Below are 13732 nucleotides of genomic sequence, written 5' to 3'. Positions count from 1 at the left end.
CCATGACAACCGATTGTCAGGAGAAGGCCGATGAAAGAAACACCAAGACTGCGACAGGCACTGGAAGACCATCCCTTTTGGGAAAACATGTGGGCGCCACTGAAAAATCTGGCATCCAATGTGTCGGATTTCTTCACGCCCAGCGGCGATGCCCGGCGCAGCGACAATATTTATGAACTGAACCTGGAACTGCCCGGCGTATCGGATGACGATGTGGATATCGCGCTGGACGGCGACCTGCTGACCGTGCGCGGCGAAAAACGGGACGAACGCAGCACGGAAGCCGACGGCATCTTCTTTACCGAACGCAGCTATGGCCGGTTCGAGCGCAGCTTCCGCCTGCCGGAGGATGCGGATCGGGACGGCGTGGAAGCCCGTTTCGACAAGGGCATCCTGACCATCAAGGTGCCACGCCGTCAGATCGGCAACGAAGCGCCCAAGCGCATCAAGATCTCGAAGAAATGACCCCGCCGGCGCCCCGGCGCCGGGCCGATACCGGCCATTGAAACAGGACAAGAGCAGGGATCAGTACATCCCTTCCAGAATGTCCTCATAAACCGAGATCACCACATGGCGCCGCACCTTCAGGGTCGGCGTCATTTGCTTGTTCTCGATCGAAAAGGGTTCCGGCGCGATGGCGAAACGGCGCACGCGCTCCGTATTCGACAGGCTTTTGTTGACCCCGGTGACCACCTTGTCCAGTTCCTTGTGAAAATCGCTGTCCTGGGCCAGTTGGCCAAGCTCGGCGGGCTTGTCATGCTCCCTGGCCCATTTGGTCATCCATTCCGTATCGGGCACCACAAGCGCCACCAGATGGGGCTTGGCATCGCCATAGATCATGGCCTGGGCGATCTCTTCCTCAAGCGCCAACATGCCCTCTATCCGCTGGGGCGAAACATTGTCGCCCTTGTCATTGACGATGATGTCCTTCTTGCGATCGGTGATTTCCAGATAGCCGTCCCGGTCCTGACGGCCCACATCGCCCGTATGCAGCCAGCCATCATCGCTGAGCGTGCGCCGGGTGGCGGCCTGATCCCGCCAGTATCCCTTCATCACCAGTTCGCCCCGAAGCAGGATTTCCCCGTCCTCGGCGATCTTCAGTTCGGTATCGGGCAACAATTTGCCCACCGTGTGCATTTTCGGCGCATGGGGCGGGTTCACGCTGGCCACCGGGCCGGATTCCGTCTGGCCATAGCCCTGCAACAGCGGCAGGCCCAGCGCCGCGAAAAAGTGGCCCACATCCGGCGCCAGCGGCGCCCCGCCGGACACCAGCGCCTTCAACCGGCCACCGAAGCGCTTCTGCACCTTGCGCCGCACGGTGCGCTCCAGAAGCCGGTCCAGAAACCGTTCCGTCAGGAACATGGGCTCGCCCTTGATGCGGCGGGTGCCCAGCGACAACGCCATGTCAAACAGCTTCTGGCGCAGTTTCCCTTCCTTGCGGATCTGGCGCATCAGCCGGGTGCGCAGCATTTCGAACAGGCGCGGCACCACCACCATGATGGTGGGGCGGGCTTCCGCCATATTGGTGGCGAGCCTGTCCAGCCCCTCCGCATACCAGATTTCCGCCCCGATGGAGAGCGGCAGGAACTGACCCGCCGAATGCTCATAGGCGTGACTGAGGGGAAGAAAGCTGAGAAACACATTGTTCTTGATACCAAGCGGGCGGATCACCTCCCGCGCGCCTTCGCAATTATGCAGGATGCTGCCATGATGCAGCATCACCCCCTTGGGCGCGCCCCCCGTGCCGGATGTATATATCAGGCAGGCAATGTCGTCCCGGCCAAGTGATGCCGTATAGTCTTTCAGGGCCGCCTTGTCGGGGGTGGCGCTGCCAATGATCGTGGACCAGTCGTGAAGCCGGGCGTTCACTTCCTGCTCCAGCTTCATTTCCTCCATCACCACCACATCGCCCATCTCGTCGGACTGGTGTGCCGCCTTCAGAAAGGTGCGGGCCAGTTGCCGACTGGAAACGATGCCCACGCGCGCGCCGGAATTTTCCAGAATGTGAAGGTAATCACGCGCCGTATAGGTGGTGTAGCTGGGAACCGTAATGGCCCCCGCCGTCATGATCGCCAGGTCGGCCACCAGCCATTCGGGGCGGTTTTCGCTGACCAGCACCACGCGGTCGCCGTTCTGTACGCCCAGGGTGCGCAAGGCCGCCGCCAGCCGCAACACCTGATCGGCCACATCCCCCCATGACCGACTGACCCACTTGCCATCCGTCTTGGTATAGGTGAGCGGTTTTTTCGCATTGGCTTCCGCCTGCTCGAAAAACATGGCGGGCAGGCTGGTCCACTGACCGGTCATAACTGTTCCCTCATCCTCTGCCCCTGAAAGCCGCCATCCGGTGGATTGCAGGGGGCACCCATACACAACCCGGCGAGCCACCCCGACCCGGCACCCGGCCGCGACGCTATTAGTGCCCAAGTTTGATCCCGGTGACAAGACCGGTCCACCCCCGGCAGGCATGGGAAAATCACCATCGGGGCCGCAGGCTATCGTTGTCAAACCGTCGGGGGTGGTGCCATAGTTGGGCCAGCCCCCTTGCCCCGCAAGGCAGGCACGGGGGGCCTTGCCAAGGGGGGAACGCAAAATCATGGCGGACGATGATCCAGGCAATGCCCTGACATATTGGGAAAATCTGCGGGGCGAACGGCCCATGCCGGTCTTCACCGACCTGACCCCGGACGGCATCCGACCTTTCAGGGACAACAGCCTGTTGCTGGACATGCGCGACCCACACGGCAAGGGCCCGGTGATCCGCTTTTGCGGCCCCGGCCTGGCGGCGGACCTGCTGGGCGAGACACCCGCCCCCGGCACGCCGCTGGAAAGCCTGCCTTTCGCCGATTTCCGGGAAACCCTGTACAGCCATATCCGCCGCGGCGGCGGTCGGGACGGCCTGAGCGCCACCGACTTCCACCATGAGGGGAAACATGGCGCGGGCGAAGGCGTGGTGCTGCCGCTGGCGGCGGGATCGGACAGTGCCGACAAGGCGGACCTGGTGCTGGTGGTGATGTCCCCGCAGGGGCAGGCCCCGGAATCCCACCCCGGCGGCCTGAGCGCCTGGGCCGCCGAGCAGGACCCGGACGGCGACGCCAATCCTGCCGAAGACCCGCATGAAGACGCCGCCCCGGATGAAGATGGGCCCGGCGGCGACGCCCCGCCCGGTGGCGACGACGCCGAAGCGGAAATGGATGCGCTGCTGTCCGGCGCCGAAAATGCCAGCCCGGACGCGGCAGCAGACACAGAAACAGAGCCCGAACCGGAGGCCGGAACCGACCATGATCCGATGGCCGATGACACCGGGGCCGAAGAAGCCGAAGACGGGGCAACGGGCGATGCCGACGCGGAACCGGCGGATGTGATGACGCAGACCGGCTCTGATGAAGACCCGGCACCGGCGCTGGATGCCTTCGACCCGGCCCCGGAACTGGACACGAAGGAAGAACCCCCCGCCGACACCGCGCCCGCCCCCGATTCAGAGCCGGAACCGGCGGCCCCCGACGATGTTCCGGCCGACCTGGAAGCGCTGCTGCATGACAGCCGGGCGGCGGCCACCCATGTGATCCATACGGACATGGACAGCCGCGACAGCCTGTATGACGCGCTGGCCCGCGCGCTGGCGTTGTATGAAAAAGTGCAGGCGAAGAACAAAGAGGATGGCGGCGCGGCCTATCAGGCGCTATTGCAGCAGGCCGGGCTGAGGGCGCAGAAACGGGCGCCTTTCACGCCGATCCTGAAACTGATTTTCGGTCGGGATTTCGACAAGACACGGCTGACCGAATATGCCGCCGCGCTGGCATGGGCTGTGCGAAGCGGGGTGCGGTCAGACGATCTGGCCGACTTTCTCAGGGATGCGCCCGGCGGCATCAAGGGCTGTGTCCGGCTGGAGCGGGACGCCCGCCATGGCCGGTCGCGGCAGGGGCGCAAGGCCGAATCCACCCGCGCCGCCCGGCGCCGCCTGGCCAGGGTGGCGGCCACCGACCTGACCGCCCTGCCCGCCGATGATCTGGCGCCGGGCGAATGGACCCTTGTGCTGGCCCGCAAGGGAGAGAATGATCAACTGGAAGCGGTGGACCGGGCACAGGTGCCGCCCGCCACGCTCAACGACGTGATGCGGCGGGTCGCCCGCCAACAGGACAAGGGGTGACCGCCCGACCCGGCGGAACCATCATCCAGCATGACACGGCCAGGGGAGGGCCGAGCCTTATGACCATTGAAGAGCGGCGCGACGCGCTGCTGAAGAGCCTGAAACAGGATGCGGGCAAAAGCTCGGACGACACAGCGGCGTTCGTGCGCTTCGCGGCGGCCTTTTTCCCCCTGTCCACACCCGATGACCTGCTGGACCGTGACGACGCGCACCTGATCGCGCTGGCCCGGCACTTCTACAAGGAAACCGGCAGCCGCGCACCCGGCAAGGCCAAGATCAATGTGATGCACCCCCGGCAGAAAGGGTCTGCGCTGGAAAGCGGGCATACCGTCATCACCATCGTCAATGACGACATGCCGTTCCTGGTGGACAGCGTGACCGCCTGCCTGACCGAGCAACTGGGCTATCGCATCCATATGATGCACCACCCCATTCACCGGGTCGTGCGGGACAAGTCCGGCAAGCGCACCAGCCAGCTTGAGCCCGACGAGCGCCGCGAGGGGCGGGCCGAAAGCCTGATGTTCATCGAAATGGACGCGGAAAGCGACAAGGATGCGCTTGACGGCATCAAGCAGGCGCTTGGCGATACTTTGGGCGATGTGCGCCAGGTTGTGGGGGATTTCCGCGCCATGCTCGCCAAGATCGACGAGACCGTGGCCGCCCTGACGGTGAACCCGCCCCCGGTGGACGAGGACGAAGTGGACGAGGCGATCCGCTTCCTGCGCTGGATGGGGGACAACCACTTCACCTTTCTGGGCTTTCGGGAATACCGGTTCGAGGGTGACCCGGAAACCATTGATTTCGAACAAGTGGAAGGCTCCGGCCTTGGCATATTGCGCGACCGGGACCGCTATGTGCTCAGGGACAAGCGCGGCCTGACCCCCATGTCCCCGGAAATCCGCAGCTTCCTGACGGCGGGCGAACCGGTGCTGATCACCAAGGCCAATGTGAAGGCCACCGTGCACCGGCGGGTGCATATGGATTATGTGGGCGTCAAGATTTTCGACGAGGACGGCAAACCGGTGGGCGAGCGACGCTTCATCGGGCTTTTCACCTCGCTGGCCTATAGCGAATTCGCCGAAGACGTGCCGCTGCTGCGCCGCAAGGTGGCGCGCATCCGCGATCGCGCCCTGTTCGCGCGGGATTCCCATGCCGGCAAGGCGCTGGCCCACATATTGGAAACCTTCCCCCGCGACGAGCTTTTCCAGATCAGCGAGGGTCGGCTGTACCGCACCGCGCTGGGCGTGCTGCAACTGACAGAACGCCCGCGCCCGCGTGCCTTTATACGGCAGGACCGGTTCGAGCGCTTTGTCTCCGCCCTGGTCTTCGTGCCGCGCGCCACCTATCACGCCGACCTCAGGCAGGCCATTGGCGACATATTGTGCGAAGCCTATGACGGCGAGGTCTCCGTCTATTATGCCAATCTGTCGGAAAACACCCTGGCCCGCTGGCATTTCATCATCCGCACCACGCCCGGCGCCGTGCCGCACCCGGACGAGGACGAGATCAACCGCCGCATTGCCGATGCCGCCCAGGGCTGGTCGGACAGGCTGCTGTCGGCACTGATCAACCAGTTCGGGGAAGAAGACGGCATAAGGCTGTCCCGCGCGTGGCAGAACCGCTTTGGCGTGGCCTATCGCGCCGCCTTCAGCCCGGATCAGGCGGTCTATGACGTGGCCAAGATGAAAGATATTGTTGGCCAGGATGACCTTGCGGTGGACCTGTATCACCACAAGCCCGACGGCAGGAACCATTACCGGCTGAAAATCTATCATGGCAGCCGCATGGTCACGCTGGCCCGCTGTATGCCAATTCTGGAAAACATGGGCTTCCGCGTGCTGGTGGAACATTCCTATGAAATGGCCCATGACAGCGGTTCCCACATTCATGAATTCCGGCTGGACCCACCGGAAAGCTGCCCCGCACCCCTCAGCCGCATGAAAGACAAGGTGGAGGCCCTGTTCCTTCATGTATGGCACCACCATGCGGAGGACGATCCCTTCAACGCTCTGGTGGCCCGCGCCGGACTTGGCTGGGACGAAATCGTGGTGCTTCGGGCGTATGGCAAGTATCTGCGCCAGTTGGGATTCAGTTATACGCCGGATTATCTGGCGAACTGCATGGGCGACAACCCGGATCAGGCGGCCACATTGCTGGACCTGTTCCGCACCCGCTTCGACCCGGACTGGGCGCCCCGGCGCGGCAAGGGCGGCAAGGATGCACGCGCCAAACGGATCGCCGCGCTTGAGGAAAAGTTCACCGCAGCGCTGGAGGACGTGGCCTCGCTGGATCAGGACCGCATCCTGCGCGGCTACCGCGACGTGATCAGCGCCACCGTGCGGACCAATTATTTCCAGGACAGTGTGCTGGTAGGGAAGGACGAAAAGGCCCTGGCCTTCAAGATCAAGACCCGCGAGCTGGAAGAAGCGCCCCGCCCCAAGCCTTTCGCGGAAATCTGGGTCTATTCCCCGCGGGTGGAAGGGGTGCATCTGCGCGGCGGCCCGGTGGCGCGCGGCGGCCTGCGCTGGTCCGACCGGCCCGAGGATTTCCGCACGGAAGTGCTGGGGCTGGTCAAGGCGCAACAGGTGAAAAACGCCGTGATCGTGCCACAGGGCGCCAAGGGGGGCTTCTTCCCCAAGCAATTGCCCGGCAGCGCCGATCGGGAAGGCATCATGCAGGAGGGCATCGCCTGCTATCGCAGCTTCATCGCCAGCCTGCTGTCCATCACGGACAATCTGGAAAACGGCAAGGTGGTCAAGCCGGAACGCACCCATGCACTGGATGGGGATGACCCCTATCTGGTGGTGGCGGCGGACAAGGGCACGGCCAGCTTTTCCGATATCGCCAACAGCATCAGCCTGGATCGCGGTTTCTGGCTGGGCGATGCCTTTGCCAGCGGCGGCCAGCATGGCTATGACCACAAGAAAATGGGCATCACCGCCCGCGGCGCGTGGGTATCGGTTCAGCGCCATTTCCGGGAAATCGGCATCAACACCCAGACCGACCCCATCAGCGTGATCGGCATTGGCGACATGGGCGGGGACGTATTCGGCAATGGCATGTTGCTGTCCCGCACCATCCGCCTGAAGGCCGCGTTCAACCATATGCACATCTTCATCGATCCGAACCCCGGCGATGGAGACGCCAACTGGCAAGAGCGCAAACGGCTGTTCGATGCACCGCGATCGAGCTGGGAAGACTATGACCAGAGCCTGATCAGCAAAGGCGGCGGCGTGTTCAAGCGCAGCGCCAAGGCGATCGATCTGACCCCGGAAATCCAGTCCTGGCTGGGCGTGGAGGACAAGCGCCTGACCCCCGCGCAACTGATTCACGCCATCCTTCAAGCGGAAGCGGACCTGCTGTGGTTCGGCGGCATCGGCACTTATGTGCGCGACAAAAGCGAAAGCAATGCCGACGTGGGGGACCGCGCCAATGACGCGCTGAGAATCACCGCCGACCAGCTTGCGGTGAAGGCGGTGGGCGAAGGCGGCAATCTGGGCATGACCCAGAAAGCCCGGATCACCTTTGCCCGGCGCGGTGGCCGCATCAACACCGACTTCATCGACAATTCCGCGGGCGTGGACTGTTCCGACAAGGAAGTGAACATCAAGATCCTGCTGGATCAGGTGCTGGCCGATGGTCGGCTGAAACAGGACGACCGCAATCAGCTTCTGGAGGACATGACCGACTCGGTCTCGGCCATCGTGCTGTCGGACAATTATCTTCAGACCCAGGCCATTTCACTGGCGGAGGAAGAGGCCGTCAGCAATCGGGAAAACCATCTGGGCCTGATCCGCCTGCTGGAACGGGACATGGACCTGGACCGGGAAATCGAAAACCTGCCCACCGATGAAGGCTTCGCCGAACTGGCCGCCAATGAAAGCGGGCTGACGAGGCCGGAAATCGCCACGCTGATGGCCTATGCCAAGATGTCGCTGTTCGACATTCTTCAGCGGGGGGATCTGGTGAACGATCCCTGGTTCCGCCCGGAACTGGAATGGGGCTTTCCCGATCAGTTGACCGACCGGTTTCCGAATGCACTGGCGGACCACCGGCTGCGGCGGGAAATCGTCGCCACCGTGCTGGCCAATGCGGTGGTGAACTGGGCCGGGCTTACCTTTGTTTATGAAGTAAAGGAAGAAACCGGCCTGAGCGTGGAGGACATCATCGCCGCCTTTGTCATCGTGCGGGATGTGTTCAACCTGGAAAAACACTGGGAAGCCATCAACGCGCTGGATTATGACGTGCGGGCCGACATCCAGCACAGTATGCATCGCAGCCTGGCCGATGCGCTGAAAAATCAGGTGCTGTGGCTGCTGCGGAACCTGCCCCAGCCGTTCGATGTGAAAACACTGGTGGCCCGGTTCCGCGAACCGGTGGGCACCCTGTTCGCCGTGGAGCAGGGCACCCTTTCAGAGCCGGTGCAACACGCTTTTGTCGCCCGGCGCAGCGGCCTTCGGGAAGCCGGGGTGCCGCAGGACCTGGCCATCTTCGTGGCGGCGTTCGAGCAGTTGCAGAGCGGGCTGGACATCATCACCGTCAGCGAAAAGACCGGTCAGACGGTCAATGACGTGGCCGCCATCCACTTTGCCCTGGGCGACATGCTGGGCTTTGACTGGCTGCGCCAGCGCAGCGACCATTACAAACCCAGGGACCGCTGGGAAGCACTGGCCATTCACGCCCTGCTGGAAGACCTGACCGATCAGCAACGGGTGCTGGTGACCTCGGTATGCAATATGGCCAAAGGTGCCAGCACAGCGGACTGCCTGGAAAAATGGAAGGAACAGGAAAAAACCAAGGTGATTCGCGCTGGCCGCCTGATCGACGAGCTGAGAAGCAGCGGCAGCCTGTCCGTGGCGAAGCTGTCCTTCGCCGTCAAACACATGAATTCCATATTGAAATAAGGGCCCCGGAAACCACCGGGAAAGCGGCAGGCGGCGCATGATGCCGCCTGCCCGGCCCCAATAGCAGCATGGATTGGTTGCGGCCCGGTGCGCGCGCACCAAAGAAAAAAGCCGACCTGTTCAGGCCGGCTTTTTCTGAATTGGAGCGGGCGATGAGATTCGAACTCACGACCCCAACCTTGGCAAGGTTGTGCTCTACCCCTGAGCTACGCCCGCATATGGGGTAACGGCAGCGCCGCTTGCGTGGGGGCACTATACAAATGGGAAGATCGGGGTCAACCGATTTTTTTACAGTTTTCCATCACCCGCCTATGATGGTCAAAACAACCGTCTGTCAGGCACTTGGCACGGGTTTTTTACAGTTTTTCCTCACCTGGCTATGATACGCCAAACAGCCGTCTGTCAGGCACTTGGCACGGGAAACGGGGGCAGGAACGCATGAATATGGCCACGCGGGACGAAGACCGACTGACACGCTTTCTGAACGACCTGGAAATCCCCCACCGAACCCACCATCACCCGCCGGTGCATACGGTGGCGGACGCCCGCGCGCTCAGGGGGGACATACCGGCCCAGCACTGCAAATGCCTGTTCCTGCGGGACAAGAAAAAGCGCCGCCTGCTGATGCTGGCGCCGGAAGACAGCCCGGTGGATCTGGTTGCCCTGGCGGACAGGCTGGGGCTGGGGCGACTGTCCTTTGCCAGTGCGGACAGCCTGGAACGCGTTCTGGGCATCAAGCCCGGCGCGGTCACGCCTTTCGGCCTGTTGAATGCCCAATACCCGCCGCACGGCGAGCCGCCTTTTCGCGTGGCCATGGACCGGCGCCTGGCGGACGCCGCGCAGGTGGCCTTTCATCCATTGCATAACGCCGCCACCACCTGCCTGAGCCCCGCGGACCTGACCCGTTTCATGCTGGCCTGCGGCTATCAACCGCTGGTGGTGGACCTGTGTGGTACCGGGAAAGACGGCACGGACACCAGCCCCGACCCCTGATTTCATTCGCTCCGGCGAACATGGACACTGGCGCCTTCAATCCCTAAGTTGGGGGCACGCACCCGGTTATCCACCGGGACCATTGTATTCTCAGTTCAGAAAAAGAGATCGCAGCCATGGAAGACCTTATCGGCGGTGGCCAGGCGCAAGCCAGCATCAAGGACACCGACATCCAGACCTTCTCGGACGACGTGATCAAGGCCTCCATGGAGCAGCCGGTGATCGTCGATTTCTGGGCCGACTGGTGCGAACCCTGCAAGCAGATGATGCCGGCGCTGGAAAAAGCCGTACAGGATGCGGGTGGCAAGGTGGCGCTGGTCAAGGTGAACGCGGACCAGAACCAGACCCTGTGCAGCCAGCTTCAGGTGCAAAGCCTGCCCACCGTTTTCGCCTTTTATCAGGGCCAGCCGGTGGATGGCTTTCAGGGCGCGGTGCCGCCCGGCCAGTTGAAGCAGTTCGTGGACCGGCTGATCCAGATGACCGGCGGCAATGGCGGTGGCAATGACCAGATCACCGCCGTACTGGAAAAGGCCGATGCCCTGCTGGAAGACGGCCAGGCCGAACAGGCGGCCCAGATTTATCAGCAGGTGGTGGCCCATGATCCGAACCAGATGGGCGCCGTGCTCGGCATGGCCGAAGCGGGCCTGAAGCTGGACCGGGTGGAAGAAGCGCGCCAGATCGTGGATCAGGTGGACCCTTCGGCCCTTGAGGACCCGGCACACCGCCAGCGCCTTGACCGGATCACGAGCGCGCTGGACCTGCACGCGCAGGCGGAACAGCTTGGCGACTCGGCGGAGCTGGAAAACCGGGTCGAGGCCGACCCGAATGACCATCAGGCCAGGATCGACCTGGCGCTGGCGCTGCAATCCCGCGGTGATCTGGCGGGCGCGGCGGAACAGCTTCTGGCCAGCATCACCCGTGACCGGGACTGGAACGATGGCGCCGCCAAAACACAATTGCTGAAACTGTTCGATGCGGCTGGCCCCACCGACCCGGTCACCCGGAAATATCGGCGTCGCCTGTCGTCTCTGCTTTTCAGTTAGGGATCACCCGCCTGATATTCGACCAAGGAAAGGAACCGCCCGTGTCCGCCCCCGACGAGGCCCCGGAAAAAGACCCCGACAAGACCCAGGACGAGGCGCCCACCGCCCTGCCGCCCATCCTGCCGGTGTTTCCGCTGTCGGGGGCGGTTCTGATGCCGCGAGGCACCCTGCCGCTCAATATTTTCGAGCCGCGTTACCTGACCATGGTGCGCGATGCCGCGGCGGGTGACGGCATGATCGGTATGATCCAGCCCAAATCGGTTCCCCCCGCCGGTGATGGCGGGTCGGCCCCGCTGCACACCATCGGATGCGCCGGGCGAATCGCCGAAATGGAAGAACAGTCGGATGGGCGGATCATCCTGATCCTGAAAGGGGTGTGCCGCTATGCGGTGGGTACGGAACTGGATGTCACCACCCCCTATCGACAGATTCAGCCGAACTGGGCGCCCTTCCGGCATGACCTTGCCACACCCCCTTTGGACGAGGGGATCGACCGGGCCGCTCTGACCCGGCCCTTGAGGCGCTATCTGACCCTGCGGGGGCTGGACAGCGACTTCGACGCGATCGATAAGGCGCCGGACGAAGTGCTGGTGAACACACTGGCGGCCATTGTGCCGTTCGAACCACTGGAAAAGCAGGCCCTGATCGAAGCGGCGGACACGGCAAGCCGGGCCACAACGCTGATTTCCCTGATGGAAATGATTCTGGCCGCGGAAACGGCGGGTACCGAGCCCACCGATTTCAGCCCCAATTAATGGCGCCGGATGCCTGATGGCCGGCACCGGAAAAACAGGAGACAACCGCCATGAGCCAGAGCGCTTCCCCAAGCCCGCCAACGGGCGGCCCTGACGCCCCGGAGCCAGAAGCGCAGGCCGCGCCGGAGCGGGCCGCCCCAAGCCGCAAACTGCTGGAACAGCTTGTGTGCCCGGTCACCCATGGTCGGCTGCGCTATGACCGCACGCGCCATGAACTGATCAGCGATTCCGCCGGACTGGCCTATCCGATCCGGGACGGCATTCCCATTCTGCTGGAGGACGAAGCCCGCCAACTGGACCCATAACCGGAGATCGCCATGGCAAGGAGAGGGACAGGATCTACTGCCAGCCGGGCCGTTCTTGGCACGCTCATCACCCTTGCCCTGACTTTCTCCGCCACAGCAGAGGGCTTTCGCCTGCCCCGGCTCTGGCCCGATACACAATCCCGGCCTGAATACGCCATTCTCCGCGCAGCTCTGGATCAGGCCGACGGCCAGCATGAACTGATTCTGATAAATACCCGATCCAGCCAGAAACGGGGCCTGATGCTTCTGAAGCGGGACGACGCCCCTTACGACATCTATCCAAGCGGCTTCAGCCAGTCCCGCGAAAAAGCCCTGCAACAGGTGGATATTCCGCTAATGGGCGGCTTGCTGGGGCTGCGCCTGCTGGCCACACGGGCGGAAATGGTACCCCGCTTCGCCCACATCAAGAACCGCCGGATGCTGGCGCGACGCATGATATTGGGCGGCACGGCCAGTTGGCCGGACAGCAGCATCATGCGCAAGAACGGCCTGTCGGTGCTGACCGTCTCCCGCGCCAGTGAACAGAAAACCCTGAACGCCCTCTGGGATCTGCTGAAAGCCGGGCGGGTGGATGCGCTGAGCCAGTCCGTGATCGAGGCGCAATCCGAACACAAGCTGCGCGGCAACCCCGATATCCGATTCGTATCAAGCCCGCTACTGCGCTACCGAATGCCGCTGCTGGCCTATTTCCGCCCCGGCGACCCGCGCGCGGCCATCCTTGAGCAGGGCCTGAAGCGGCTGTATGCCGCCGGGGGCGTGCGCGCCATTCTGGCCTGTCATCCGTCCACCCGGCCCCCACTGCAGAAAGCGGTCAAGGCAAACCCCACCGTGATATCGCTTGCCAACCCGGACCTGACGCCCCGCCTGAAGGCATTGCCGGAACGCTATATCCTGCACCTGTCGGATTTCGCCTTTCTGGCGGACGAAGCGCCCGAAAAGACCGCCATGACCACAAAAAACACGCCTAACGCCGACGGTGACCCCGCTTGTGCCGCACCATCAACAGCCAGTCCCCGTCAAACGGACAATGCGGCCAGGGAATGATCGGGCGCCGGTCCATCACACGAAACCCCAGCTTTTGATACAGGCGGACGGCACGGTGATTGGATTCCGCCACCACCAGGGCCGTGCGACCCCCATGACGGGCGCGGGCCTCATTGAAGGCCGCCTTGAGCAGGGCACGCCCCGCGCCGCGCCCTTCCGCCTCGGGGAACACCGCGATGCTGTCCACATAAAGCGCGCCATGCGCCCCGCGCACCAGTTCCGATATGGGCGCCAGCGTTTCATGGGCGCCTTCCCATTCCGCCGGGCTCACCATGGCATCGTCCACCGGATAGGTAATCATGCCCCCCAGAAGGATGCCGTCCCCATCCATGGCCATGGTGGCGTTGCGATAACTGCCGCGCCCTTCATCCAGGCCGATTTGCGCCATGCCGAAAGCAAACGGGTCCTGGCCCTCGGCAACGCTTTCCCACAGGGTATAGGCCATGGTGGCGCTGGCGCGCGTTACCAGCACCATCAGCGCCGGCACATCCTCCCGGCTCGCGGGCCTGAGCTGAACCTTCCACACGGCGCGGAGGCC

At 63.4% G+C, this 13732-nt stretch carries 10 protein-coding genes and 1 tRNA gene; 8 read left to right on the top strand and 3 right to left on the bottom strand.

Annotation, left to right across the window (positions count from 1 at the left end; translation table 11 throughout):
- The first annotated feature begins 30 nt into the window (after window positions 1-30).
- Entirely contained in the window at window positions 31-465 is a 435-nt protein-coding gene (locus WGH93_RS02080) for an Hsp20/alpha crystallin family protein (RefSeq protein WP_374763181.1), read from the top strand.
- A gap of 60 nt (window positions 466-525) precedes the next feature.
- On the opposite strand, the gene WGH93_RS02075 is transcribed toward WGH93_RS02080, so the two are convergent.
- Window positions 526-2307 carry an AMP-dependent synthetase/ligase gene (locus WGH93_RS02075; RefSeq protein ID WP_374763180.1) on the bottom strand — a complete coding sequence of 594 codons (1782 nt, stop codon included), beginning with the start codon at window positions 2305-2307 and terminating at the stop codon, window positions 526-528.
- Between the two features lie 289 nt (window positions 2308-2596).
- On the opposite strand from WGH93_RS02075, the gene WGH93_RS02070 reads away from it, so the two are divergent.
- Together WGH93_RS02070 and WGH93_RS02065 are read left to right on the top strand one after the other, a co-directional pair.
- Window positions 2597-4150, top strand: a complete 1554-nt coding sequence (locus WGH93_RS02070) for a hypothetical protein (RefSeq protein WP_374763179.1) — start codon at window positions 2597-2599, stop codon at window positions 4148-4150.
- Between the two features lie 59 nt (window positions 4151-4209).
- Window positions 4210-9054, top strand: coding sequence for an NAD-glutamate dehydrogenase (locus WGH93_RS02065; protein ID WP_374763178.1), 4845 nt, complete (start codon window positions 4210-4212; stop codon window positions 9052-9054).
- Between the two features lie 141 nt (window positions 9055-9195).
- Here WGH93_RS02065 and WGH93_RS02060 read toward each other — a convergent pair.
- Window positions 9196-9270 (bottom strand) — tRNA-Gly (locus WGH93_RS02060).
- A 222-nt stretch (window positions 9271-9492) separates the two neighbouring features.
- Here WGH93_RS02060 and WGH93_RS02055 point away from each other — a divergent pair.
- The 5 genes from WGH93_RS02055 (at window position 9493) to WGH93_RS02035 (ending at window position 13194) form a co-directional block, all read left to right on the top strand.
- Window positions 9493-10047 (top strand): prolyl-tRNA synthetase associated domain-containing protein, encoded by a 555-nt coding sequence (locus tag WGH93_RS02055; protein ID WP_374763177.1) that lies wholly within the window; start codon window positions 9493-9495, stop codon window positions 10045-10047.
- A 116-nt stretch (window positions 10048-10163) separates the two neighbouring features.
- Entirely contained in the window at window positions 10164-11090 is a 927-nt protein-coding gene (locus WGH93_RS02050; protein WP_374763176.1) for a tetratricopeptide repeat protein, read from the top strand.
- Window positions 11091-11131: 41 nt separating this feature from the next.
- Window positions 11132-11845, top strand: a complete 714-nt coding sequence (locus tag WGH93_RS02045) for an LON peptidase substrate-binding domain-containing protein (protein ID WP_374763175.1) — start codon at window positions 11132-11134, stop codon at window positions 11843-11845.
- 149 nt (window positions 11846-11994) lie between these two features.
- Complete coding sequence (locus tag WGH93_RS02040; protein ID WP_374763220.1) at window positions 11995-12150, top strand: Trm112 family protein; 156 nt, start codon at window positions 11995-11997, stop codon at window positions 12148-12150.
- Between the two features lie 12 nt (window positions 12151-12162).
- A complete protein-coding gene (locus tag WGH93_RS02035; protein WP_374763174.1) occupies window positions 12163-13194 on the top strand; it encodes a transporter substrate-binding domain-containing protein in 1032 nt (343 codons plus the stop codon).
- Here WGH93_RS02035 and WGH93_RS02030 read toward each other — a convergent pair.
- Window positions 13115-13720, bottom strand: coding sequence for a GNAT family N-acetyltransferase (locus tag WGH93_RS02030; RefSeq protein ID WP_374763173.1), 606 nt, complete (start codon window positions 13718-13720; stop codon window positions 13115-13117). The genes WGH93_RS02035 and WGH93_RS02030 overlap by 80 nt on opposite strands.
- Window positions 13721-13732: the final 12 nt, after the last annotated feature.

Source organism: Yunchengibacter salinarum, assembly GCF_037658235.1.
In the GTDB taxonomy this organism is placed as follows: domain Bacteria; phylum Pseudomonadota; class Alphaproteobacteria; order Sphingomonadales; family Kordiimonadaceae; genus Yunchengibacter; species Yunchengibacter salinarum.
Note: the sequence above shows the minus strand (reverse complement) of the source record. Positions and strands in the feature narration are given on the sequence as shown.